Source organism: Rhodococcus sp. NPDC078407, from assembly GCF_044542515.1.
Taxonomy (GTDB): domain Bacteria; phylum Actinomycetota; class Actinomycetes; order Mycobacteriales; family Mycobacteriaceae; genus Rhodococcoides.
In genome coordinates this window covers 1-21,540 of the sequence record NZ_JBITUQ010000030.1, presented here as the reverse complement: position 1 = coordinate 21,540, position 21,540 = coordinate 1, and the positions used below count along the sequence as shown (strand labels likewise).

The 21,540-nt window shown below is 65.8% G+C and carries 19 protein-coding genes; 10 read left to right on the top strand and 9 right to left on the bottom strand.

The features are described from left to right. The first annotated feature begins 298 nt into the window (after nucleotides 1–298). On the top strand, nucleotides 299–979 hold the full coding sequence (gene cei, locus ACIGGF_RS22620) for an envelope integrity protein Cei (RefSeq protein ID WP_397523400.1): 681 nt from the start codon (nucleotides 299–301) through the stop codon (nucleotides 977–979). Nucleotides 980–994: 15 nt separating this feature from the next. Here cei and ACIGGF_RS22615 read toward each other — a convergent pair whose 3' ends face one another. Further along, a complete protein-coding gene (locus ACIGGF_RS22615; RefSeq protein ID WP_397523439.1) occupies nucleotides 995–1,894 on the bottom strand; it encodes an inositol monophosphatase family protein in 900 nt (299 codons plus the stop codon). A gap of 172 nt (nucleotides 1,895–2,066) precedes the next feature. Here ACIGGF_RS22615 and ppgK point away from each other — a divergent pair, with 172 nt between their 5' ends. Together ppgK and ACIGGF_RS22605 are read left to right on the top strand one after the other, a co-directional pair. Then, on the top strand, nucleotides 2,067–2,888 hold the full coding sequence (gene ppgK / locus ACIGGF_RS22610) for a polyphosphate--glucose phosphotransferase (RefSeq protein WP_397523399.1): 822 nt from the start codon (nucleotides 2,067–2,069) through the stop codon (nucleotides 2,886–2,888). A 161-nt stretch (nucleotides 2,889–3,049) separates the two neighbouring features. Beyond that, a complete protein-coding gene (locus tag ACIGGF_RS22605) occupies nucleotides 3,050–4,381 on the top strand; it encodes an RNA polymerase sigma factor (RefSeq protein WP_397523398.1) in 1,332 nt (443 codons plus the stop codon). A 112-nt stretch (nucleotides 4,382–4,493) separates the two neighbouring features. On the opposite strand, the gene ACIGGF_RS22600 is transcribed toward ACIGGF_RS22605, so the two are convergent. Continuing rightward, entirely contained in the window at nucleotides 4,494–4,853 is a 360-nt protein-coding gene (locus ACIGGF_RS22600) for a DUF952 domain-containing protein (protein WP_397523438.1), read from the bottom strand. A 1,208-nt stretch (nucleotides 4,854–6,061) separates the two neighbouring features. On the opposite strand from ACIGGF_RS22600, the gene ACIGGF_RS22595 reads away from it, so the two are divergent. Continuing rightward, the gene (locus ACIGGF_RS22595; RefSeq protein WP_397523397.1) at nucleotides 6,062–6,256 is read left to right on the top strand and encodes a hypothetical protein; all 195 of its coding nucleotides are present in this window, start codon (nucleotides 6,062–6,064) and stop codon (nucleotides 6,254–6,256) included. Nucleotides 6,257–6,372: 116 nt separating this feature from the next. Here ACIGGF_RS22595 and ACIGGF_RS22590 read toward each other — a convergent pair whose 3' ends face one another. After that, nucleotides 6,373–8,112: a DEAD/DEAH box helicase gene (locus ACIGGF_RS22590; protein ID WP_397523437.1), complete on the bottom strand. Its 1,740-nt coding sequence runs from the start codon at nucleotides 8,110–8,112 to the stop codon at nucleotides 6,373–6,375. A 189-nt stretch (nucleotides 8,113–8,301) separates the two neighbouring features. On the opposite strand from ACIGGF_RS22590, the gene ACIGGF_RS22585 reads away from it, so the two are divergent. After that, on the top strand, nucleotides 8,302–9,369 hold the full coding sequence (locus tag ACIGGF_RS22585; RefSeq protein ID WP_397523396.1) for a YihY/virulence factor BrkB family protein: 1,068 nt from the start codon (nucleotides 8,302–8,304) through the stop codon (nucleotides 9,367–9,369). A gap of 4 nt (nucleotides 9,370–9,373) precedes the next feature. On the opposite strand, the gene ACIGGF_RS22580 is transcribed toward ACIGGF_RS22585, so the two are convergent. Then, on the bottom strand, nucleotides 9,374–9,610 hold the full coding sequence (locus ACIGGF_RS22580) for a DUF3039 domain-containing protein (protein WP_397523395.1): 237 nt from the start codon (nucleotides 9,608–9,610) through the stop codon (nucleotides 9,374–9,376). Nucleotides 9,611–9,704: 94 nt separating this feature from the next. Between ACIGGF_RS22580 and ACIGGF_RS22575 the strand changes: the two genes are divergently transcribed. The 3 genes from ACIGGF_RS22575 to ACIGGF_RS22565 all read left to right on the top strand — a co-directional run bounded on the left by ACIGGF_RS22575 (nucleotide 9,705) and on the right by ACIGGF_RS22565 (nucleotide 12,750). Continuing rightward, on the top strand, nucleotides 9,705–10,073 hold the full coding sequence (locus ACIGGF_RS22575; protein ID WP_397523394.1) for a DUF3099 domain-containing protein: 369 nt from the start codon (nucleotides 9,705–9,707) through the stop codon (nucleotides 10,071–10,073). Between the two features lie 33 nt (nucleotides 10,074–10,106). Continuing rightward, nucleotides 10,107–11,600: a methyltransferase gene (locus tag ACIGGF_RS22570; protein ID WP_397523393.1), complete on the top strand. Its 1,494-nt coding sequence runs from the start codon at nucleotides 10,107–10,109 to the stop codon at nucleotides 11,598–11,600. 178 nt (nucleotides 11,601–11,778) lie between these two features. Beyond that, nucleotides 11,779–12,750 (top strand): sigma-70 family RNA polymerase sigma factor, encoded by a 972-nt coding sequence (locus ACIGGF_RS22565; RefSeq protein WP_032377730.1) that lies wholly within the window; start codon nucleotides 11,779–11,781, stop codon nucleotides 12,748–12,750. A 111-nt stretch (nucleotides 12,751–12,861) separates the two neighbouring features. Here ACIGGF_RS22565 and ACIGGF_RS22560 read toward each other — a convergent pair whose 3' ends face one another. Beyond that, nucleotides 12,862–15,594, bottom strand: a complete 2,733-nt coding sequence (locus ACIGGF_RS22560) for a GNAT family N-acetyltransferase (RefSeq protein ID WP_397523392.1) — start codon at nucleotides 15,592–15,594, stop codon at nucleotides 12,862–12,864. Continuing rightward, nucleotides 15,587–16,855: an acetoin utilization protein AcuC gene (locus ACIGGF_RS22555; protein WP_397523391.1), complete on the bottom strand. Its 1,269-nt coding sequence runs from the start codon at nucleotides 16,853–16,855 to the stop codon at nucleotides 15,587–15,589. Before ACIGGF_RS22555 ends, ACIGGF_RS22560 begins: the two co-directional genes overlap by 8 nt. A gap of 185 nt (nucleotides 16,856–17,040) precedes the next feature. On the opposite strand from ACIGGF_RS22555, the gene ACIGGF_RS22550 reads away from it, so the two are divergent. Then, a complete protein-coding gene (locus ACIGGF_RS22550) occupies nucleotides 17,041–17,727 on the top strand; it encodes an iron dependent repressor, metal binding and dimerization domain protein (protein WP_397523390.1) in 687 nt (228 codons plus the stop codon). Between the two features lie 44 nt (nucleotides 17,728–17,771). Further along, entirely contained in the window at nucleotides 17,772–18,752 is a 981-nt protein-coding gene (galE, locus tag ACIGGF_RS22545; RefSeq protein WP_397523389.1) for a UDP-glucose 4-epimerase GalE, read from the top strand. Nucleotides 18,753–18,764: 12 nt separating this feature from the next. Here galE and ACIGGF_RS22540 read toward each other — a convergent pair whose 3' ends face one another. The 3 genes from ACIGGF_RS22540 to ACIGGF_RS22530 form a co-directional block, all read right to left on the bottom strand. Beyond that, complete coding sequence (locus tag ACIGGF_RS22540) at nucleotides 18,765–19,868, bottom strand: DUF4192 domain-containing protein (RefSeq protein ID WP_397523388.1); 1,104 nt, start codon at nucleotides 19,866–19,868, stop codon at nucleotides 18,765–18,767. 162 nt (nucleotides 19,869–20,030) lie between these two features. Further along, the gene (locus tag ACIGGF_RS22535; protein ID WP_397523387.1) at nucleotides 20,031–20,738 is read right to left on the bottom strand and encodes a DUF5642 family protein; all 708 of its coding nucleotides are present in this window, start codon (nucleotides 20,736–20,738) and stop codon (nucleotides 20,031–20,033) included. Nucleotides 20,739–20,853: 115 nt separating this feature from the next. After that, on the bottom strand, nucleotides 20,854–21,486 hold the full coding sequence (locus ACIGGF_RS22530; protein ID WP_397523436.1) for an MBL fold metallo-hydrolase: 633 nt from the start codon (nucleotides 21,484–21,486) through the stop codon (nucleotides 20,854–20,856). Nucleotides 21,487–21,540 lie beyond the last annotated feature (54 nt).

Here is a 21,540-nt window from a genome sequence, read left to right as displayed (position 1 = left end):
CGGCCGCCAGACAATAGCCGAAGCCGGTCACAAAGTTGAAACCGAATCGCCGACACATCGTCCACCAGCGTGCACGCCCCATCAACACCGAGATGGGCGGCTTCATTCCGCACCCCTCGGACGGTGTCGCAGTGCCGGTTTCGAGCGCCGAACCGGGCCGTGCGCACTGCCTCCGAGGAGCAGGGACTCGAGAGTGCCGCCGCTCGACACCGCGGGCATCTACAGTAGGCACCGCGTCGGTGTGAACCGGCCTCGAGACCGGTCTCGGCGACAGCCGACGGAAAGGCGAAGATCAACCGTGGTTTCTCTGATCACCGAAGGCCATTCGGCCGACGATCGAGGTCGTCCGTTCCGACGCCGCCGTGCACTTCCGGCCATCGCGGTGTTCACCGTTCTGGCACTGCTCGGCGTGGTCGTGTGGGTCAAGGTGTTCACCACCTCCGAAGCCACCTCGGCCACCGCCGAATGCAACGCTCCGACCACCACGGCCGCAACCGACGGCACGCAGCCCGTTCCACTGGGTGGCGAGGTCGATCCGACCACCTTGCTCGACGTCCAACCAGCCCCTCTGTCGGCGACGAAGGTGCGCGTTTTCAACGCCAACGGTGAGCGTGGTCAGGCCGCCCTCGTGGCCGCACAACTGATCGATTACGGTTTCGCGAGCGCACCGGACGTCCAGGTCGGCAACGACCCGGTCTACGTCGATCAGAACATGCAGTGCCAGGGCCAAATTCGTTTCGGTGCAGCAGGGTTGGCGGCGGCCAGCGCGGTGTGGCTGATCGCTCCCTGTGCCGAGCTGATCGAGGACGCCCGCGTCGACGACTCGGTCGATCTGGCATTGGGTACGTATTTCAGCGAAATTCAGCCCAACGACGACGCGGAGGAAGTGCTGCGCACGCTCGCGAGCACCGCACCCGGAGCCGAACCTCAGCCGCTCGATCCCGACTTGCTCTCGGCCGCACGCGAATCCCGCTGCTGACCGTCGTCCTGCCCGTCAGCCGGGAATCGGATCCAGAGCACCTGCGCTCCGCAAGGCGGCCAGGAACGCGTCCGAAATCCCCGGGGCCATGGCCACGGTCGCCGAGCCGTGCGCACTCGTCGAGTTCGCGGCAGGCAACCGCACTATCGCTCCCGCTTCGGCCGCGATGAGCCCGCCCGCGGCCCAGTCCCACGGACTGAGGCCATGCTCGAAGTGGGCGTCGACCGCTCCGGACGCGACCATGCACAGATCGAGTGCAGCCGAACCGATTCGGCGGATGTCTCGAACCTGAGGCAGCAATTCGGCGATGATCGCGCCCTGCACCGCACGACGCCCCGACCCGTAGCCGAATCCGGTGGCCAACAACGTCATCGGCAGTGCCGTCACACCCGAGCAGCGCAATTGCTCCCGGGTACCGTCCACACCCTGAACCGTGGCACCGCGGCCCTTCGCAGCCGAGTAGACCAGGTCACGCGAGACATCGACGACGGCACCCGCAACACTGACACCATCGATCTGAACGGCCACCGACACCGCGTAAGCGGGGATTCCGTACATGAAATTCACGGTGCCGTCGATCGGGTCCAGCACCCACCGCACACCCTCGACGGACTCGTCCTCGGCTCCCTCTTCTTCCCCCAGTATCGAATCCGCCGGCCGCAGCTGCCCCAACATCTCGCGCAGCACGCGCTCGGCCTCGGTGTCCACGACGGTCACCGGATCGGTCGGCGTGCTCTTGGACTGCACTGCGCCCTCATCCACACCGGAACCGCGGACGAACACCTGCGGTCGACGCAGTCTCACGTGCTCGGCGGCACGGGCTGCGACTCGAACTGCAACCTCACGCAACACGTCCACGTCTCGGGTGTTCGATTCCGTGCCCGCCCCTTCGCTACTGGCGGTGTCGTTCTGCAATCCGTCTGATGTCGGCACGCGTACATCGCAACACACACCGACGCCCGAGCACCACCGCAGCGACTCACCGATTCCATCGGGTCAGGTCGGCGTCTCACGAACCTCGAACCGGCACTATTGTTCGGGAGCGACGGCAGCACTCGGATTCGATCGGGCCAGGAGCGGAATTCACATGACACAGGCAGGTTCGGACACCACCACCACCGGGGCGACACGTCACGGATTCGGCGTCGACGTCGGCGGCAGCGGGATCAAGGGTGGCATCGTCGACCTCGACACCGGCGACCTGGTCGGTGACCGCTACAAGATCGAGACGCCCCAGCCGTCCACTCCCGACGCCATCGCGCGCACCGTCGCGGAGATCGTCCGGCATTTCGAGTGGACCGGCCCCGTCGGCGTCACGCTGCCCGCTGTGGTGACCAACGGTGTGGCGCGGTCGGCTGCCAACATCGACAAGTCCTGGATCGACACCGACGCCCGCGCCCTGTTCGCGAAAGCCATCGGAACCGAGAACATCACCGTCCTCAACGACGCCGACGCCGCCGGTGTCGCCGAGGACAAGTACGGCGGCGGCAAGGGCAAGGACGGAGTCGTCGTGCTACTGACGTTCGGCACCGGGATCGGCTCTGCCGTGCTGCACAACGGCGTTCTGCTACCCAACACCGAATTCGGCCACATGGAGATCGGCGGCAAGGAAGCCGAGCACCGGGCGGCGTCCTCGGTCAAAGAGAATCAGGGGCTGTCGTACAAGGAATGGGCCAAGGAGGTCTCGACTGTTCTCGAGACGTTCGAGGCGTTGCTGTGGCCCGATCTGTTCATCGCCGGTGGCGGAATCAGCCGTAAGAGCGAGAAGTGGATTCCGCATCTGACGAACCGCACCCCCGTGGTGCCGGCAACCCTGCTGAACACTGCCGGGATCGTGGGTGCAGCGCTCGCTGCAGACCTCGCCGTTCCGTCTGCGGAAACCGGCACATCCGCCGGATCCGCGGACTGACACGCGGCCTCGCCACCCGCGTAGGACGAGGGTAGGTAACAAACTCCTGAGAGGTCGTTACAATGGTGTGTGCCGGTACGCAGCCGGCCCGAATCCGAAGACCTCTCCGCCGGAAACAACTCTGGCGTGACGCCGCACGACTTCGTCACGAAAGGGCGTACGTGGCAGCCACCGATATCCGTCAGACCGTAGATTCCGAGACCGAGTCTGCGGCCCCTGCACCTGCTGTCAAGGCACCCGCTGCGAAGGCACCTGCAAAGAAGGCCCCGGCCAAGCGTGCCGCGGCCAAGAAGGCACCGGCGAAGAAAGCCGCAGCGAAGAAGACAACAGCAACTCCCGCCACCGGGGACGACGCCGAGGACAGCGCACCCGGGATCGAGGACATCGATATTTCCGAAGGCGATCTGGCTGCAGCCGCCAACGATGTCGTCGAGGTCGTCGCCGCCGGCGACGACACCGAAGAGGACGCCACCAGCGAACCGACCGCCGAGGACAAGGCTTCGGGTGACTTCGTTTGGGACGAGGAGGAATCCGAGGCGCTACGTCAGGCCCGTAAGGACGCCGAGCTCACTGCGTCGGCGGACTCCGTCCGCGCGTACCTCAAGCAGATCGGCAAGGTCGCCCTCCTCAACGCGGAGGAAGAAGTCGAACTGGCCAAGCGCATCGAAGCAGGCCTGTTCGCAGTCGAGAAGATGCGCGAGTCGGCGGAGAAGGGCGAAAAGCTCCCCGTCGCCCAGCGTCGCGACATGACGTGGATCTGCCGTGACGGCAACCGCGCCAAGAACCACCTTCTCGAAGCCAACCTACGACTCGTCGTCTCGCTGGCCAAGCGCTACACCGGTCGCGGAATGGCATTCCTGGACCTCATTCAAGAGGGCAACCTCGGCCTCATTCGCGCGGTCGAGAAGTTCGACTACACCAAGGGCTACAAGTTCTCCACATACGCCACCTGGTGGATCCGGCAGGCGATCACCCGGGCCATGGCCGATCAGGCTCGCACGATCCGCATTCCAGTGCACATGGTCGAGGTCATCAACAAGCTCGGCCGAATCCAGCGTGAGTTGCTACAGGATCTGGGTCGTGAGCCGACTCCCGAAGAGCTGGCCAAGGAAATGGACATCACGCCGGAGAAGGTGCTGGAGATCCAGCAGTACGCGCGTGAGCCCATTTCCCTCGACCAGACCATCGGTGACGAGGGCGACAGCCAGCTCGGTGACTTCATCGAGGACTCCGAAGCAGTCGTCGCCGTCGATGCAGTGTCGTTCACGCTGCTGCAGGACCAGCTCCAATCGGTGCTCGAGACCCTCTCCGAGCGCGAAGCCGGCGTGGTCCGTCTCCGCTTCGGCCTCACCGACGGACAGCCGCGCACGCTGGACGAGATCGGTCAGGTGTACGGGGTCACCCGCGAGCGGATTCGCCAGATCGAGTCCAAGACGATGTCGAAGCTGCGGCACCCGTCCCGGTCACAGGTTCTGCGCGACTACCTGGACTGAGTGTCTCGATTCACCTCGAACAACGACCGCCGATCATCGTGATCGGCGGTCGTTGTTCTCTGTTATGTCGTTGCTCTCTGTTGTGTGGATGTCGTCTGTTGTGTGGATGCGGTCAGACCTTCGGCACCCCGAATGTTCCGTCCGGTCCGGGCCGATAGTCGAGCACTGCCGTCACGGCGACGATCGGTAGGGGCCCGTACAGGTGTGGAAACCGCATGGATTCCGGATCGGACGGCACCCCGGGTTCCCACCGAACCGGTGCGCTCAGTCGCGCCCGATCCAGACGGAGCAGAACGAGGTCCTCTCGGCCGGAAAAGAGCCGATTCGCCGGCAGGTGCACCTGCTCGGGAGTGGAGAGATGGACGAAGCCCACCTCGCCGTACGAGGCCGGCGTGTATTCGGACTGCCCACGCATCGACAGCCATTCTCCCGCAGTGCAGATGTGAACGAGGTCGTCCTGCGTACTGGTCACCCTGCCATTCTGCCGGGGGTCGGCAGTCAGGGCGGCGGAATGTCGACAACGCCGCGATCTCGGCGGGACGAATCGCTGCGGGACGGGAGCCCTCCGATCACCACTGCCCCGATGACAGCCACGATTCCGACTGCCTCGAGGGCAGTGGGAACCTGAGTGAGCACCACCGCTCCGACCACCGTGGCAGTCGCCGGAAGCAGCGCCAGTAGCAACGCGAACCGAGCCCGACCGACCGACCCGCACCATGACGTACTGATCCAGAACGTACGGCACCACACTCGACAGCAGACCCACCCCCAACCCCAGAACCCAGATTCGCCAGTCCCCCAGCGCACCGGGGTCAGCCAGCGCGAACGGCCCGAACAACGGCACGGCCAGAATCACCGATGCGATGCCGAACCCGGCTGCCATGTCGTCGAGGCCCTGGCCGGCGTCGGCAACGGATTTACCCAGGACGATGTAGGCGGCCCACAGTGCCGCCGAGCCCAACGCGAACGCAATACCCACCAGCCCGACCTCACCGCCCTCGAACTGCGCAGAGGCGATGGCTCCCACGCCCGCGACGACGAGAAGAAGCGCACACACATCGGCTGGTTTCCTCGAGCCGGCCGCAGCGACTGCGATGGGACCGAGAAATTCGATGGCCACTGCCGCGCCGAGCGGCAACCGAGCTATGGCCTCGTAGAACATCGCGTTCATACCGATGGTCGCGCCGCCGAACGCGGCAGCGGTACACACTCGCCGCAGGGACCATGCGCGGGCCGAACCGGCCTTGCGCCGCCAGGGCCGTCGCCAGACCAACAACACCAGAGCTGCGCCGAAACCCCGTAGCCACGCCACCGCGGCCGGATCGACGGTGTCGAACAGAAACACACCGATCGCCGCACCGACGTACATGCACACCGCGCCGACCACGAACAACGATGGAATGCCCAGCTTCGATGCGCCGGAAAGCGATGGAGAAGTCGAAGCCACAACGGTGACCCTACTGCTGTGGCCGGCCGAACCTCTTATCAGCTGTCAGCGAACAGATTTCAGGGCCATGCAGCTCGTGGGTCATGTTTCGTGTTAGTGACAACACAAAGAAACGCGCTCGGGAACAACGCGTGACCGCCATACGTCTGACAGAGTGAACGAACCGCGCCATACCGACGCGGCGGACCGGCCCCAGGCGAACGGGACAACCCGCGAGCCAGTACGGAGGAGTCATGCCCGGAACATTGACCAGCCCACAATTGACAGCAGCGGACCGGTGCGACCGGTGCGGTGCAGGGGCTCGCGCACGTGTGGTGCTCTCGACCGGTGGAGAACTTCTCTTCTGCGGTCACCACGCCAATGAGCACGAAGCCCGTTTGCGTGAAGTGAACGCAACGGTGATGACCGAATCGGACTCCACGGTGTAGCCGACCCGGACGTCGGGGGCACAGGTTCGCCGCGATCGAGGGCGAATGAATCGAACGAAAAAACGGACGGTCCGAGGACCGTCCGTTTTTTCGTGCGCTCCCCGCGCGCCTGCTGCCTACATCTTGCGTAGCTGGGCGATTCGCTCGCCCAATTGCTCGGCCGACGCCATCGCGGTCGGTGGCCCGCCGCAGATGCGTCGCAGATCGCCGTGAATCACACCGTGCGGCTTTCCGGTGCGGTGGTGGTACACCGCAACCAAACTGTTCAGTTCGCGCCGTAGGCCGGCCAGCTGGCCGGCACTGGTGGCTCTGTCGTTGACGACGGGTGGGGCCGGAACGACCGGTCCCGCCGAGGGCTTGTCGATCTGCTCCTGCTGGCGCTGACGCAAGAGATCGCGCATCTGGGTGGCGTCCAGCAACCCGGGCAAGCCGAGGTAGTCGGCTTCCTCGTCGCTACCCGAGAACGTGGCCGTCCCGAACGAGGAACCGTCGTAGATCACCTGGTCGAGTTCCGCGTCCGCGCCCAACGAGGTGTACGCCTTCTCTTCCTCGCCCAGCTCGTCCTTCTGCTTGTTGGCGTCGGCCAACAACTCGTCGTCGAAGCCGTCCTTCTCGCGGTGCGGCTTGCCGAGGATGTGATCGCGTTGCGCCTCGAGCTGCGAGGCGAGATCGAGTAGCACCGGTACCGACGGCAGGAAGACGCTCGCCGTCTCCCCCTTGCGCCGAGAACGCACGAAGCGGCCGATGGCCTGAGCGAAATACAGCGGGGTCGACGCACTCGTCGCGTAGACGCCGACGGCGAGACGCGGAACGTCGACGCCCTCGGACACCATGCGCACGGCCACCATCCATCGCTGATCGCTCTTGCCGAACGCGGCGATGCGAGCCGAGGAGGTGGGATCGTCCGACAGCACGATCGCCGGTGTCTCCCCGGTGATGACCTCGATCAACTTCGCATAGGCCCGGGCCACGGTCTGGTCGGTTGCGATCACCAGACCACCCGCATCGGGCATGCCGCCGGCCCGCAGTTGCGCGAGTCGCGTGTTCGCTGCCAACAGGACCGCGGGCATCCAGTCGCCCTGCGGGTCGAGTGCAGTGCGCCACGCTCTCGCCGTCTGCTCGGCGTTGAGCGGCTCGCCGAGTCGCGCCGTGTACTCCTCACCCGCACTGTCGCGCCACCGAGCCTCACCGGAATACGCGAGAAAGACGACCGGGCGAACGACGCCGTCGGCGAGGGCGTCGGAGTAGCCGTACGCGTGGTCGGCTTTCGACCGCATCAGGCCGTCCTGATCCGGTTCGTAGTTGACGAACGGAATGGGACTGTCGTCGCTGCGGAACGGGGTACCGGTCAGCGCGAGACGGCGTGTGGCATCGCCGAACGCCTCACGGATTCCCTCGCCCCAACTCTTCGCATCCCCGCCGTGGTGGATCTCGTCGAGGATCACGAGGGTCTTGCGAGCTTCGGTGCGTACCCGATGCTTGAACGGGTGCGAGGCGATCTGTGCGTACGTCACGACGACGCCGTGATAGTCGCTCGACGTCTGGCCGGTCGAGTTGGAGAAACGGGAGTCCAGCGCGATACCGACCCGAGCGGCCGACTCGGCCCACTGGTGCTTGAGATGCTCGGTGGGTGCGACGACGGTGACCTGATCGACGGTTCGATGGGCGAGCAACTCCGCAGCCACGCGCAGCGCGAATGTCGTCTTGCCTGCACCGGGCGTTGCAACGGCCAGAAAATCCTTGGGCGAGGCGACCAGATACTTGGTCAGCGCACGTCGCTGCCACGCGCGCAGCGGCGCAGCGCCGCTCGCGGGATCGACAGCTTGCCCTGCGGAAGGTGGTGTGGGATCGAACATGTCAGCGCTCACTGGCCGCCGGTTCCTGGCATCGATGTAGTTCCTCGCGCTCTCGGTAGCCCTGCAGTGTCCGCCGAGGAGCCTAACGCTCCGCACCGACCGATCCCGCATCGCTGGGGCGAGTCGGACGCGACACGGCGCGTCGGTCGTTAGGCGAAGTCGCCATTGTTCAGGAATGCTGGAGGAACCATGAGCGAGTCTGCAGGCACTACTCCGACACCGGAACGGTTGTCGGCGAGAAGGCCGATACATGCGGTGTGGAAAGTGACTCTGCGCACCCTGAGCAAAGCGTGGGACGACTCCATCTTCAGCAAGGCCGCCACTGCGGCGTTCTGGCAGACGCTCTCGCTTCCGCCGCTTCTCCTCGGCGTACTCGGCAGCCTCGGATTCGTCGGCGGATGGTTCGGACCCAACACCGTCCAGATCATCGAGTCCAAGATCATCACGTTCAGCAACACCCTGTTCAGCAGCAGTGTCGTCGACCAGATCATCGCGCCGACGGTCAGGGACGTGCTCGCTCAAGGCAGCGGCGAAATCGTGTCGGTGGGCTTTCTGCTGTCGCTCTGGGCCGGGTCGTCCGCGATCTCGACGTTCGTCGACTCGATCGTGGAGGCACATGGGCAGGCCGACGCTCGAAATCCCATCTGGCAGCGGTTCTTCGCGCTTCTGCTCTACGTCGGATTCCTGGTGATCGCGGTATTCGTGCTCCCGCTCGTGGCTCTAGGTCCGGTGTACGTCCAGCAGATCCTGCCGGATTCGTGGATCGAGGTCGGCAGTGAGCTGATCGACTTTCTCTACTACCCGGCCGTCGGACTGCTGCTCATCATCGGACTGACCACGCTCTACAAGCTGGCCCTGCACACCTCGCTACCGTGGCATCGACTCCTCGGCGGGGCGCTGTTGGCCGGAGTGTTCTTCATGCTCGCCAGTGCAGTGCTGCGCCGGTACCTGACGTGGGTGACGAGCACCGGGTACACCTACGGTGCGCTCGCGACGCCGATCGCATTTCTGCTGTTCACGTTCTTTCTCGGCTTCGCCGTCGTTCTCGGTGCCGAGTTCAATGCCACGATTCAAGAATTCTGGCCCGCTCGGGCCACTCGCATGGACCAGATGCGCGAATGGCTCGCGGCGCAATCGGCCGACGACGAGAAACCATCCACACCGATCACTGCCGTCGCCCGACGACTGGCAACGGGACCGATCAAATTGTCCGGAGACCGTCGCCGATCCGAGCGGCCGGCACCGACCGTCGAGTAGGTCGTCACTCGCCCTTTTTCAGTCCTTCGTAGACCTTCTTGCAATCGGGGCACACCGGAGAACCGGGTTTCGCGGACTTGGTGACAGGAAACACCTCACCGCACAGTGCGACGACGTGGGTGCCCATCACGGCACTCTCCGCAATTTTGTTCTTCTTCACGTAGTGGAAGAACTTCGGGCGGTCGTCCTCGGTGGTCTCGTCGGGCGCAATATCGGGACGTTCCTTCGTCTGAGTGCTCATCTACACAGAATAATCCGTGGATCCGCAGCAGGGGGTAATCGGTACCACACGCCAGTCGTGAGCATTCTGTGACCGGTAGTGCCACAGTGGAGGTATGAAAAGAACCCCAGGGTTCGACGGCAGCGCGTACAGCGACTCGCCGGATGGGCCTGTACTGATCACCGAGGCGCAGCAGTCGGTCGAAGAGCAACACAAGAAGCGTGTGCGCAAGTACATGTTCATCATGTCCTTCCGCATCCCGGCGTTGGTGTTGGCAGCCCTCGCCTACGGAATGTGGATGAATCCGTGGATTTCCATGGCCATCGTCGGAGCGTCCATCCCTCTCCCGTGGATGGCGGTGTTGATCGCCAACGACCGCCCGCCGCGCACCAAGGACGAGATGAGCCGGTACGACTACCGCACGGTGGACAGGCCGCAGTTGGAGTCGAGCAACCACCGAGTGATCGAAGCGGGCGACGACTGACACACCGGGTGTCGCCGATGCGACACTTGCGTCGTGACTGCACCGAACTCCGCCTCCCCGCTCGTTCTCGCCTGCTCCGATCTTCGTGAGGCCTTCGAGAGGGCTCGCTACGACGCAGACGGAGTGTTGGCGCTGCTCGGCGAGGACGCCCATGCTGCGCTCGGTCGTAGTGAACCGGTGCCGGTTCGCAACGCCAGCTTCGACGGCGGTGCACTCGGCGTGTTGGTCCGCCTGTTCCTCCTGGTCGACGACTGCCCCGAGTCCAACGTCGCCGACGCCCTCGCGCCACTGACCGTGTCCGAGGCCGTCGAAGCCGGGATTCTCACCCGATCAGGGGAGGTCGTGCGGACGCTGCTCGACATTCGACCGCTCGATGCCGGCCACGGAACCAGGTGGATCGTCTCGGATCCGGACGGCAGCATGCGGGTGGCCGACACCGCGCCCGACCACGTCCTGGGCGTGGGGCAGGCCTCGTTGTCGTTGCTCCGAGGGACGCCGACATCCCCGGTCGGCGACGTCCTCGACGTCGGCACCGGGTGCGGCGTCCAAGCCGTTCATGCCTGCGATTATGCAGCCCGGGTGACTGCAACCGACATCAGTCCGCGGTCGATGGAACTCGCCGCAGCCACGATTGCGCTCAACGGTCTCGACGTCGAACTCCTGCACGGTTCGTGGTTCGAACCGGTTGCGGGCCGCCGCTTCGATCGCATCGTGGCCAATCCACCGTTCGTCGTCGGCCGCGCGGAAGTGCTGCACACCTACCGCGATTCCGGCCTCGATCTCGACGGCGCGAGCGCACTGATGGTCTCGCAGGCACCGGAACACCTGGCACCGGGAGGCACCGCGGCCATTCTGGCGTCGTGGGTCCACGTCCGAGGCGAGGACTGGCGCACGCGGGTGGCGTCGTGGCTGCCGGCTCACGGGGTGGATGCCTGGGTCGTGGAGCGCGACGTCGCCGACCCAGCGCTGTACGTGGGCACGTGGATGCGCGACGGCGGACTCGATCCCCGCGATCCCGACGCGGCCGCGGTGGCGCAATCCTGGCTCGATCATTTCGCCGCCGCCGAGGTGGAGGGCATCGGTTTCGGCTTCGTCTACCTCCGCAGGACCGACACCCCCACCGATCTGCTCGCCGAGGAGCTCACCCACGGCTTCTCCGACCCGCTGGGCAACGAGTCGATCGAGTACTTCGCGCGGCTGGACTGGCTGCGGGAGCACGACATCCTCGACTCGGTGCTCACCCTCGACCCGAACACCGCTCTCGAACGCGTCTACCTTCCCGGTGCGGAGGGGTGGGCACCGGTGGCGGTGCGGGTCCATCGCGGGAACGGTCCGCAGTGGCAGCACGACGTCGACGAACTCGGTGCGGCTCTGCTGGCCGGGCTGCGACCCGATGGACTACCGGTCGGTGAATTGGTGGAGTTGCTCGCTGCTGCGCACGATGAGGATGCCGAGGAACTGGCAGCGCATGCGGTGACGATGATGCAGGGTCTCGTCCGTCACGGCTTGGTTCTGCCGGTCCGATGAGTCCCCGACGACGCCCCGCGGGAGCGACCGTTCCCGGCCGCGTCACTTCTCAGCAACTTCTCAGGACGAACATGACGTAATCCCTGGTCACACGGGTATCTACAGGATCGGCGTGGGAACTTATCGGAGTGTCCCGAGCGTTGAACACTGTGAGACACCACCGACCAGGAGGCAAGTCATGACCAGCCCCAGCACGACGATTCGTCCACGGCCCACCGATGCCGATCTGGACGCCCAGAGCCCAGCAGCCGATCTCGTTCGCGTGTACCTCAACGGAATCGGCCGCACCGCGTTGCTGACGGCTGCCGAAGAGGTCGACTTGGCCAAGAGGATCGAGGCCGGTCTCTACGCGAAGCAGGTTCTCGAGAACACCAAGCGGCTCAGTGCGGTCAAGAAGCGCAATCTCGCCATCATCGTGCGTGACGGTAGTGCAGCGCGCAGCCACCTGCTCGAGGCGAACCTCCGCTTGGTCGTATCTCTCGCCAAGCGCTACACCGGCCGCGGTATGCCCCTGCTCGACTTGATCCAGGAGGGCAACCTCGGGCTCATTCGCGCGATGGAGAAGTTCGACTACGCCAAGGGCTTCAAGTTCTCGACCTACGCGACGTGGTGGATTCGTCAGGCCATCACCCGCGGGATGGCAGATCAGAGCCGCACGATCCGGCTACCCGTCCACCTGGTCGAACAGGTCAACAAGCTGGCCCGGATCAAGCGTGAGCTCCACCAGCAACTCGGTCGCGAGGCAACGGACGAGGAGCTGTCGAGCGAGTCGGGTATCGCGGTGGAGAAGATTGCGGATCTGCTCGACCACAGCCGCGACCCGGTCAGCTTGGACATGCCGGTCGGCAGCGACGAGGAAGCACCTCTCGGCGACTTCATCGAGGATTCCGAGGCGACGTCCGCCGAGAACGCCGTCATCGCCGGACTGCTGCACAGCGACGTCCGTGTCGTTCTCGGCACTCTCGACGAGCGGGAGCAGCAGGTCATCCGTCTCCGCTACGGCCTGGACGACGGGCAGCCCCGTACCCTCGATCAGATCGGCAAGCTCTTCGGTCTCTCTCGTGAGCGTGTTCGGCAGATCGAGCGCGAGGTGATGGTCAAGCTTCGTCAGGGTGACCGCGCAGAGAAGCTTCGCTCGTACGCCAGCTGAGCCCGCCCTGTGGCGCGGCGGTCAGCAGTTCCCGTCTGAGCCACTCAGCTCGGTAGCCGAGCCGACGTCCTCCCCGGGGGACGTCGGCTCGGCTTCCGTATTGCGGTTCGCTCACCGCAGCCGACGAGGCCCGAGATCGGCCTTGGTCGGCTCGGGCCCTATCCGGACGCGCGCGTCGGTGATCTGCGCACCGTCGGCGGACGCCAGGACCGGCTCGCACGAGATCTCTCGGATATCCGGAATGTCCTCTGCGAGTGCGGATATCCGCTGAACCAGGTCGATCAAGGCGTTCTTGTTGACGGGCACCGCGTTGCGATAGCCGGACAGTAACGGCGCTGCCTTGGGCGCGTCGATCAATTGGGCCGCTTCGTCCTCGGTGAGGGGCAGTACCCGGAACGCGCGGTCGCCCAACAGATCCGAGATCACTCCAGCGAGACCGAACGAGATGAGCGACCCGAACGACGGGTCGTCCTGGACTCGGACGACGCAGCCGATTCCCTTGACCGCCATGCGCTGCACGTGCAGCAGCGGCTCGCCCGAATCGGCCGCCAAGTTGCGGTATGCCACCCGCACCGCAGAGGCGTCGGCGATGTCGAGGCGAACTCCGCCGAGATCGGGTCGATGCCGCCACCGCTCCCCCGTCGCCTTGACCGCCACCGGATAGCCCAGTTCTTCGGCTGCGGCGACCGCCTCGTCCTCGTCGGTCACGACACGGAACGCCACGACCTCGAGGCCGTAACACGCCAGAAGTTCTGCGGTCTCGAAGTCCGACAGCCATCGGCCCAGGTTGCTGTCCGCACGCCACCGCTGCACCAGGGCCTTTGCACCCTCGGAGTCGATGCTCTTGGGCCGCACAGTATTCGACACCGGTCGCGAGCGCCAGGACGAATATCGCCACGCGGCGGCCAACGCCGCGACGGCCCGCTCCGGACTGGAGTACGAGGGCACCGAACCACGAATCGGATGGCCGCTCGGTCCGCGCACGGCCAGCACGTCGGGAATTCCTTCGGTGGCGAGAAACGTCGTGAGCACCGGCTTGTCGGAGCCACGAACGGCGTTGCCCAAGGCCGCCGCGAACGGTTCGACCTCGACGGCCACCGGCGGTACGAACACCACGATGACGGCGTCGATGTCGGACGCGGCCAGTGCCGACGAGACGGCCTCGGCGAAATTCTCGGGCCCCGCTTGCGGGCCGACGTCGATCGGGGTGCTCGCGTGCAATCCCTTGGCCCGGGCAGCATCGACCGCCAACACCCCGAGCGCAGTCGAGTTCCCGACGACCGCGACCCTGGGACCGACCGGGAGAGGTTGATTGCCGAACAGGACTGCGCAGTCGAACAGTTCCGAGATGGTGTCGACCTGGATGACGCCGGCCTGTGCGAACAGAGCGCGCACGATCGTGTCGTCGATGTCGGCACCGATCGCGTGGGCGGGCGGGACGGCCCCACGACCGCTCTTGACCGCGATGATGGGTTTGCTGCGCGCTACCCGGCGGGCGATTCGGGTGAACTTCCGGGGGTTACCGAAGCTTTCGAGGTACAGCAGGATCACCTCGGTTGCCGGATCCGAGTCCCAGTACTGCAGCAGATCGTTGCCGGACACGTCTGCTCGGTTGCCGGCCGAGACGAACGTCGACAGTCCGAGCCTGCGGTTCGCGGCCTCGTCCAGAATCGCGATTCCGAGAGCTCCGGATTGGCAGAAGAAGCCGACATTGCCCGGCGTCGGCAGGTGCGGAGCCAGTGTGGCGTTCAACCCGAACTCCGGATCGGTGTTCGCCACGCCCAACGCGTTGGGCCCGATCAGTCGCATCCCGTGCGCCCTCGCCGCCAACACCAGCCTGCGCTCGCTCTCCTGCCCGGCGGGACCGGTCTCGCCGAATCCACCCGACACCACCAGCAACGCTTTGACGCCCTTGTCGAGGCAATCGTCGAGTACCGCGTCGATGGCGTCGGCCGGAACCGCTGCGATCGCGAGATCGACCGGGTCGGGGATGTCGTGCACCGTGGCGTAGGCACGAACACCGCGGACCGATCGATGGTCGGCATTGACGGGATAGACCGGGCCGGTGAAGTCGCCCGCCAGCAAATTGGCGAGCACGGCGTTGCCCACCTTCGAGCTGTCCGTCGACGCCCCGATCACGGCCACCGACCGGGGGCTGAGAACGTTGCGCACACTGCGAGCTTCGGCGGCCCGCTCACGCGAATTGCGCACGGACAGCAGCGCTTCGCTGGGGTCGATGGCAAATTCGAGCCGGAGTACTCCACCCTCGAAGGATCTGCTGACCTGGTAACCCGCTTCCCGGAAGACGGTGACCATGTTCCGGTTCTCGGCGAGCACCTCGGCGACGAACATGTTCACCCCGTTCTCGGCGGCGGCCCCCGCGAGATGTTCCAGAAGGATCGGACCGAGTCCACGGCCCTGGTGGTTGTCGGCCACGACGAAGGCCACTTCGGCGGAGTTGCCGTCGCCCTCGGGCAGCCGTTCGTATCGGCCGACGGCGATGATGTCGTCACCGAGCACGGCGACGAACGCGACGCGGTCGTGGTGATCGACGGTGGTGAAGTTGAGCACGTCGCGCTGCGGCATCGTGGGATACGGACCGAAGTACCGGAGATATCTCGTCCGTTCGGACAGTCGCCCGTGGAAGGCCACGATGCGGTCGGAGTCCGACGGCACTATGGGACGAAGGTGTACGACGCCACCGTCGGAGGTGAGTACGTCGGCAACCCAATGACGAGGGAACGACGTTTCCGCGCGCTCTCGTGCGAGGTCCTGTGCACTGGGCTCGGCGGCGGGTTCATCGGCCGAGGGGTCCGGCGACGAGGTACCGGTCGAATCAGTCACGAGGGTCCTCCGGATCGAGGCCGAGCAGCGGAAACACTGCCCGGCGGGTGGCTATGATCGCCGAGTCGACGCGTTCGAGCGCTCGGTCGGTTCCGTCGGTTCCGGCAAGAGATCCACCGGGTCCGTCCCAGGCGGGATAGTCGACGTCTCCCCCGTCGCCCATGGTCTGCGGAAGATCGACGCTCGGTGCCATCGTCCGCACGCGCTCACGCCAGGTGTCGGGCAGCGCGGATGCCGGATCGATGTTTCGGCCGAGCGCAGCGGCGATGAGGTACGTCCAGGCCCGCGGGACGACACGTACCAGGCCGTATCCTCCGCCGCCGACGGCCAACCATCGACCCTCGCAGTGGGCGTCCGCGAGGTCGCGCATGGCCAGGAACGCGGCATTCTGACCGTCGACCGTCAGCGCAAGATCCGCGAGGGGATCCTCGCGATGGCTGTCGACACCGCATTGACTGACGATGATCTGTGGCCGGAACGCCGCGATTGCACCCGGGACGACCGCATGGAACGCGCGTAGCCACAACCGGTCCGCAGTACCGGGTAGCAACGGAACGTTGATCGACGTGCCCTCGCCGCGTTCGGTTCCCACTTCGGTGGACCATCCGGTGTTCGGCCACAGCGTCGCCGGGTGTTGGTGCAGCGAGACGGTGAGCACTCGGGGGTCGCCGAGGAAGGCCGCCTGGACGCCGTCTCCGTGGTGGGCGTCGACATCGATGTACGCGATTCGATCGAATCCGTTGTCCAGCAGCCACGAGATGGCGATCGCGGCGTCGTTGTACACGCAGAAGCCCGAGGCCCAGTCGGCCATGGCATGGTGCATGCCGCCGCCGATGCTGACCGCGCGCCGGGCCCGGCCCGAGGCGATTTCTCGGGCTGCGGCCAGCGAACCACCGGCGAGCATGGCACTCGCCTCGTGCATCTGAGGGAACACGGGGTTGTCGTCGGAGCCGAGTCCGTGAACGACGTCGTCCGGGTCACGCAGTGCCGGGCCCTGCGTCGGTGCCTGTTTGACGGCGTCGATGTAGGCGCTGGTATGGAATCGAAGGAGCTCCGAATCCGGAGCCGCGGCGGGCTCGACGAGTTCGACGCCCTCCAACACCCCGATGTCGGTGGCCAGCGCCATGGTCAGGTCCAGCCGGGTGGGGTTCATCGGGTGGTCGTCGCTCCACCGGTAGCCGAGGTAGTCCTCGCTCCACACGACAATGTCCTCGGGGCGGTTCGGGATGTACTCGGCGGCGCGTGTCGCCTTGTCAGACATACGGACAAAACTACGTTGTCGGGCGGGAAGGTGTTGTCGGGTTCCGGTGTTGTGTCCCATGTCCCCTTGTGACCAGCCATGGGAATCGTTGTTCACCGTTGTGGTGCGCCGCGCCCGCAACAGCTGGGTGCAGCGCCGATTTCGGGGCGCTGACGGTAGGATCGAGCCCGACGAAGGGGTTGAGTGTGAAGGATCTGGTCGACACCACGGAGATGTACCTCCGGACGATCTACGATTTGGAAGAAGAGGGTGTGATTCCGCTCCGCGCGCGAATTGCCGAACGACTGGAACAGAGTGGTCCCACCGTCAGCCAAACCGTCGCCCGGATGGAGCGCGACGGGCTGCTGTCGGTCGCGGGAGACCGCCACCTCGAGCTGACCGAGAAGGGTCGCAGTCTCGCCGTTGCCGTGATGCGCAAGCACCGGTTGGCCGAGCGTCTGCTGGTGGACATCATCGGTCTGCGGTGGGAGGACGTGCACGCCGAGGCATGCCGCTGGGAGCATGTGATGAGCGAGGAGGTCGAGCGTCGTCTGGTCGCCGTGCTGAACAATCCGACGACCTCGCCGTACGGCAACCCGATCCCCGGGTTGGCGGAACTGGGTCTCGGTCAGTCGAATCCGACACCCGAGGCGCTCATTCGCCTCACCGATGTTCCGGTGGGGCAGCCGACAGCAGTGGTGGTGCGCCGCCTCGCAGAGCACGTTCAGTCCGACCCCGAGGTCATCGCTCAGCTTCGCGAAGCAGGCGTGGTTCCCGATGCCCGCGTTACAGTCGAAGCCAAGCCCGGGTCGGTCACGATCACGGTGCCGGGGCACAACGGTGTCGACATATCCGAGGAAATGGCGCACGCCGTTCAGGTCAAGAGGGTCTGACCTCACTGGCGACTGTGTCGGATGCAAGTGAGGGAGAACGGGCAATGAAGCTTCTGGTTACCGGTGGGGCCGGCTACGTCGGCAGCGTGTGCGCGGCCGTACTCGTCGAGCGCGGGCACGACGTGGTCGTCGTGGACAACCTGTCCACCGGAAACCGGGACGCTGTGCCCGCTGACGCCACCTTTGTCGAGGGGGACGTCAAAGACGTGGCTGCGGACGTGCTGAACGGCGGCGCGTTCGACGCCGTGCTCCATTTCGCCGCGCAGTCGCTGGTGGGTGAGTCGGTGGTCGCTCCCGACAAGTACTGGAGCGGCAACGTCGTCACCTCGCTGGCCCTGCTCGACGCCATTCGGGCCTCGGGGACTCCGAAACTGGTGTTCTCCTCGACTGCGGCCACGTATGGCGAACCCGAGAAGACGCCCATCACCGAGGATGCTCCGACCCGGCCGACCAATCCGTACGGTGCCACCAAACTTGCGATCGATCATGCGATCACGTCCTATGCCGCGGCGTACGGTCTGGCCGCCACCAGCCTCCGGTACTTCAACGTCGCCGGTGCCTACAACGGCTTCGGCGAGAATCGCGTTGTCGAGACCCATCTGATTCCGCTCGTACTGCAGGTTGCGCTCGGGCAGCGCGAGAAGATCTCGGTGTTCGGCACCGACTGGCCCACCGCCGACGGCACTGCGGTACGGGACTACATCCACGTAGCGGACCTCGCCGAAGCCCATATTCTTGCCGTCGGCGCGGCGCAGCCGGGCGAGCACACCATCTACAACCTCGGCAGTGGCACAGGGTTTTCCGTGCACGAGGTCATCTCGTCCTGCGAGCGTGTCACCGGCCTGCCCATCGCCGTCGAACATGCGCCCCGTCGTGTCGGTGATCCTGCCGTCCTGATCGCCTCGAGTGCGCGTGCAGTCGAGGAGTTGGAGTGGACGCCGGAGCTGACCGACCTCGATCGCATCGTGGCCGACGCATGGGCCTTCCTGCAGCAGCTCGGCGATCGGTCGCACTCCGCGCGTTGAGGCACGAGCCCGTCAGCGTCGACCGAACGGATCGCCGGGCAGCCGGACGCCGCAATCGCGTGCACAGGCGAAGCCGCTTTCGGCCACCTCGCGAAGCAGTTCGGGACCGGCCCCGGCACTGAGCGATCTGTCCAGCAAACGCGCCAGGCTGTACTTCTCGTCCGCCTCGAGGGCCGCATCGATCGCGATGCGCGCCATCGGTCCGTCGCCTCGCGTGTAGGCGCTGAACGCCAGAAGCGTTGCGGCGACGGCCCTGTCGCGTCTGGGCAGAACGCGGCAGACCATCGCCCAGAACTCCTCGACATACCCCGCGTCGTCGCCGAGAGTCAGCGCGAGCAAGGCGTCGCGAACCTGCACCGATCGGATCGCGACTGCAATCCGCGCGAGGTCGACCGGGTCCAGCACTGTGTCGTACGGAGCGCGTGCAACGTACGACAGGACGGCTGTCAGATCGTCGGTGTGGGAATGTCCCCGGTCACGTCCGAGGCGAGATATCTCGGCGGCAACGGCCCGGACTGTGTGCTCGGGGGCCCGCGCGATGGTCTCGGCCAGCTCGCACCTCGACTGTCGTACCGAGTAACCGTCGAGCACCCGGGCTACGGTCAGCGGTGACGACGACGGATCGGACATGCGGCCGTGCCGCTGTGGCCCACAGACCGACCACCATGCGGCGGAGTCGGCGATCTCCGCGGCTGCGAGGGCTGCGCAGAGCTCGATCCCGAACGACGCGAGGGCAGCGACCAGCTCCCCCACCAATGCCTCGACATCGAGCAGAAGGGCACCTCTGACGGCTCGGTCGAGCCGGTCGTCGACGAACACCGCCATGACGGCGGGGATGTTCGCCGACGCGCAATAGCCGGCCAAATAGCCGATCACGTCGAGCATCTCCGGGGTCGCCCTGGTGCCGCTACCGGCTCGGCGATCGGTGTGCTCACCGGCCAGCACCAGGTCGTGACGCATCGTGGGGCCTACGCTCGCGCCGCCGTCTCTCACCCCGATGAGCACGATGGAGCGGTGCGGATGGAACCCGAGCATGGCCGGTACCGCTGCCATCAGCTCGCTTGCGTCGCCCAGTCGCACGCGGGGACGAGAGTCGAAGTTGTCTTGAGAATTCATCGGTGTGTGCATGACCCGAAATTCTCGCGGCACGTTCAGCGCCGACCAGACCGCGAACTGGGCTTCCGTACTGCCCTGTGGAGGACGGGCGTCCTGTGGAAGAACCCTGCTGCCCACACCGCCGTCAGCGGGTACGTGTCGGCCACCTCTGCTAAGCGGGTGTCAAGCCTGCTTGACCTTCAGGACGGCCGCGGTGAAGAGCTCGTCGAGCGTCATCGCGTCGGGCGTCGCGGAATCGAACGACATGAACGTCGCCGACACTCGCACATCGTCGATCTGTGCCATCAACGTCAGCATCGACTGGGTGACGGTGTCGCCGCCCGTACCCGACGCAACGGTCTGCCGGACGGCCAAGGTGTCGTCCGCGTCGATGGGTGGTGCCGGTGTCAGAGTGGAGGTCACCGTCGAGGTTGCACCCGATTTGGTTGCGGTCACCTCACCGCACTGTTCGAGTTGCTCCTTGCGCGCCGACAGTGGCTGGTCCACTGCGGTCAACTCGATCGAGATGGTGGACCGGCTGTCGTTGTCCGTGCCGACGATCATGGCTGTACCTGTCGGGCCGAAATCCTGGTCGGCGGGCTTGCACCCTGCCGGACTGACTTCGGCGCCGGCAGGTATTCCGCTGAGATCGGGCGCGGCCTGCGAGATTGCCTGCTGGGGCAGCACAAGGGCGTCGTACTGTGCCGGAAAGCTCGACGGCTCGATCAGCAGCGCGTTCAGGTCCGTGCCGGACTGCGTGGAGGTGGTGCCACCGGCAGTGGGCTCGGCGGTTCCGGTGACGGTGGAGCTGCACCCCACCAGCACGAATGCTCCGATCGCAGCCGACGTGGCAGCGATGGTCAGGCGGGTTCTCCGTGCGGCGCGGCTCACGTGGTGTCCTCTTCGAGTTCGTGGGGACGCCGAGGCGAGCGCGTCGGCGTCCCCACCACTGTCTCACTCCGCCCACCCCGAGCGCGGCAAGCGAGCGACCGCAGTGTCGCGAATGTCAGTTCCCGCGGGCGATCCATTCTTCGAGGTGGGGTGCTTCGTCGCCGATGCGGGTGCCGTCGCCGTGGCCGGTGTTGACGCGGGTGTCGGCGGGCAGGGCGAACAAGCGGTCGCGGATCGACCCGATGATGGTCGGGAAGTCCGAGTACGACCGTCCCGTTGCTCCCGGTCCGCCGGAGAACAACGTGTCGCCGGAGAACAGCTGCCCTGCTTCGGGTAGATAGAGACACGTCGAGCCGGGTGAATGCCCGGGAGTGTGTAGGGCCTCGATGTCGGCTCCGGCGACGGTGATCCGCTGACCGTCCTCGAGCAGCGCATGCCCGACCCCGGGGTGTGTCTGTTCCCACAGCACGTCGTCGGCGGGATGCAGCAGAATCGGCGCATCCAACTCGGCCGAGAGCTGCGGCGCAACGGTGACGTGATCGTTGTGGCCGTGGGTGCAGATGATCGCCTTCACGTTCCGGCCGGCGACGGCGTCGATGATCGGGGCGGCGGTGTGTGCGGCGTCGACGATGACGACCTCGTCGTCGTCACCGATCAGCCAGATGTTGTTGTCCACATCCCATTCGCCGCCGTCGAGTGCGAAGGTGCCGGAGGTGACGACGTTCTCGATGCGAAACTGCCCGCTCACAGGATCACCACCGAACGCAGCACGGTGCCGTCGTGCATCTTGTCGAACGCGGCT

What these genes read in the sequence shown, in the direction of transcription:
- galE (WP_397523389.1), top strand. Translation starts at nt 17,772, where the DNA reads ATGAAGCTTCTGGTTACCGGTGGGGCCGGCTACGTCGGCAGCGTGTGC.
- ACIGGF_RS22540 (WP_397523388.1), bottom strand. Translation starts at nt 19,868, where the DNA reads ATGAATTCTCAAGACAACTTCGACTCTCGTCCCCGCGTGCGACTGGGC.
- ACIGGF_RS22565 (WP_032377730.1), top strand. Translation starts at nt 11,779, where the DNA reads ATGACCAGCCCCAGCACGACGATTCGTCCACGGCCCACCGATGCCGAT.
- ACIGGF_RS22580 (WP_397523395.1), bottom strand. Translation starts at nt 9,610, where the DNA reads ATGAGCACTCAGACGAAGGAACGTCCCGATATTGCGCCCGACGAGACC.
- ACIGGF_RS22585 (WP_397523396.1), top strand. Translation starts at nt 8,302, where the DNA reads ATGAGCGAGTCTGCAGGCACTACTCCGACACCGGAACGGTTGTCGGCG.
- ACIGGF_RS22595 (WP_397523397.1), top strand. Translation starts at nt 6,062, where the DNA reads ATGCCCGGAACATTGACCAGCCCACAATTGACAGCAGCGGACCGGTGC.
- ppgK (WP_397523399.1), top strand. Translation starts at nt 2,067, where the DNA reads ATGACACAGGCAGGTTCGGACACCACCACCACCGGGGCGACACGTCAC.
- ACIGGF_RS22590 (WP_397523437.1), bottom strand. Translation starts at nt 8,112, where the DNA reads ATGTTCGATCCCACACCACCTTCCGCAGGGCAAGCTGTCGATCCCGCG.
- ACIGGF_RS22575 (WP_397523394.1), top strand. Translation starts at nt 9,705, where the DNA reads ATGAAAAGAACCCCAGGGTTCGACGGCAGCGCGTACAGCGACTCGCCG.
- ACIGGF_RS22555 (WP_397523391.1), bottom strand. Translation starts at nt 16,855, where the DNA reads ATGTCTGACAAGGCGACACGCGCCGCCGAGTACATCCCGAACCGCCCC.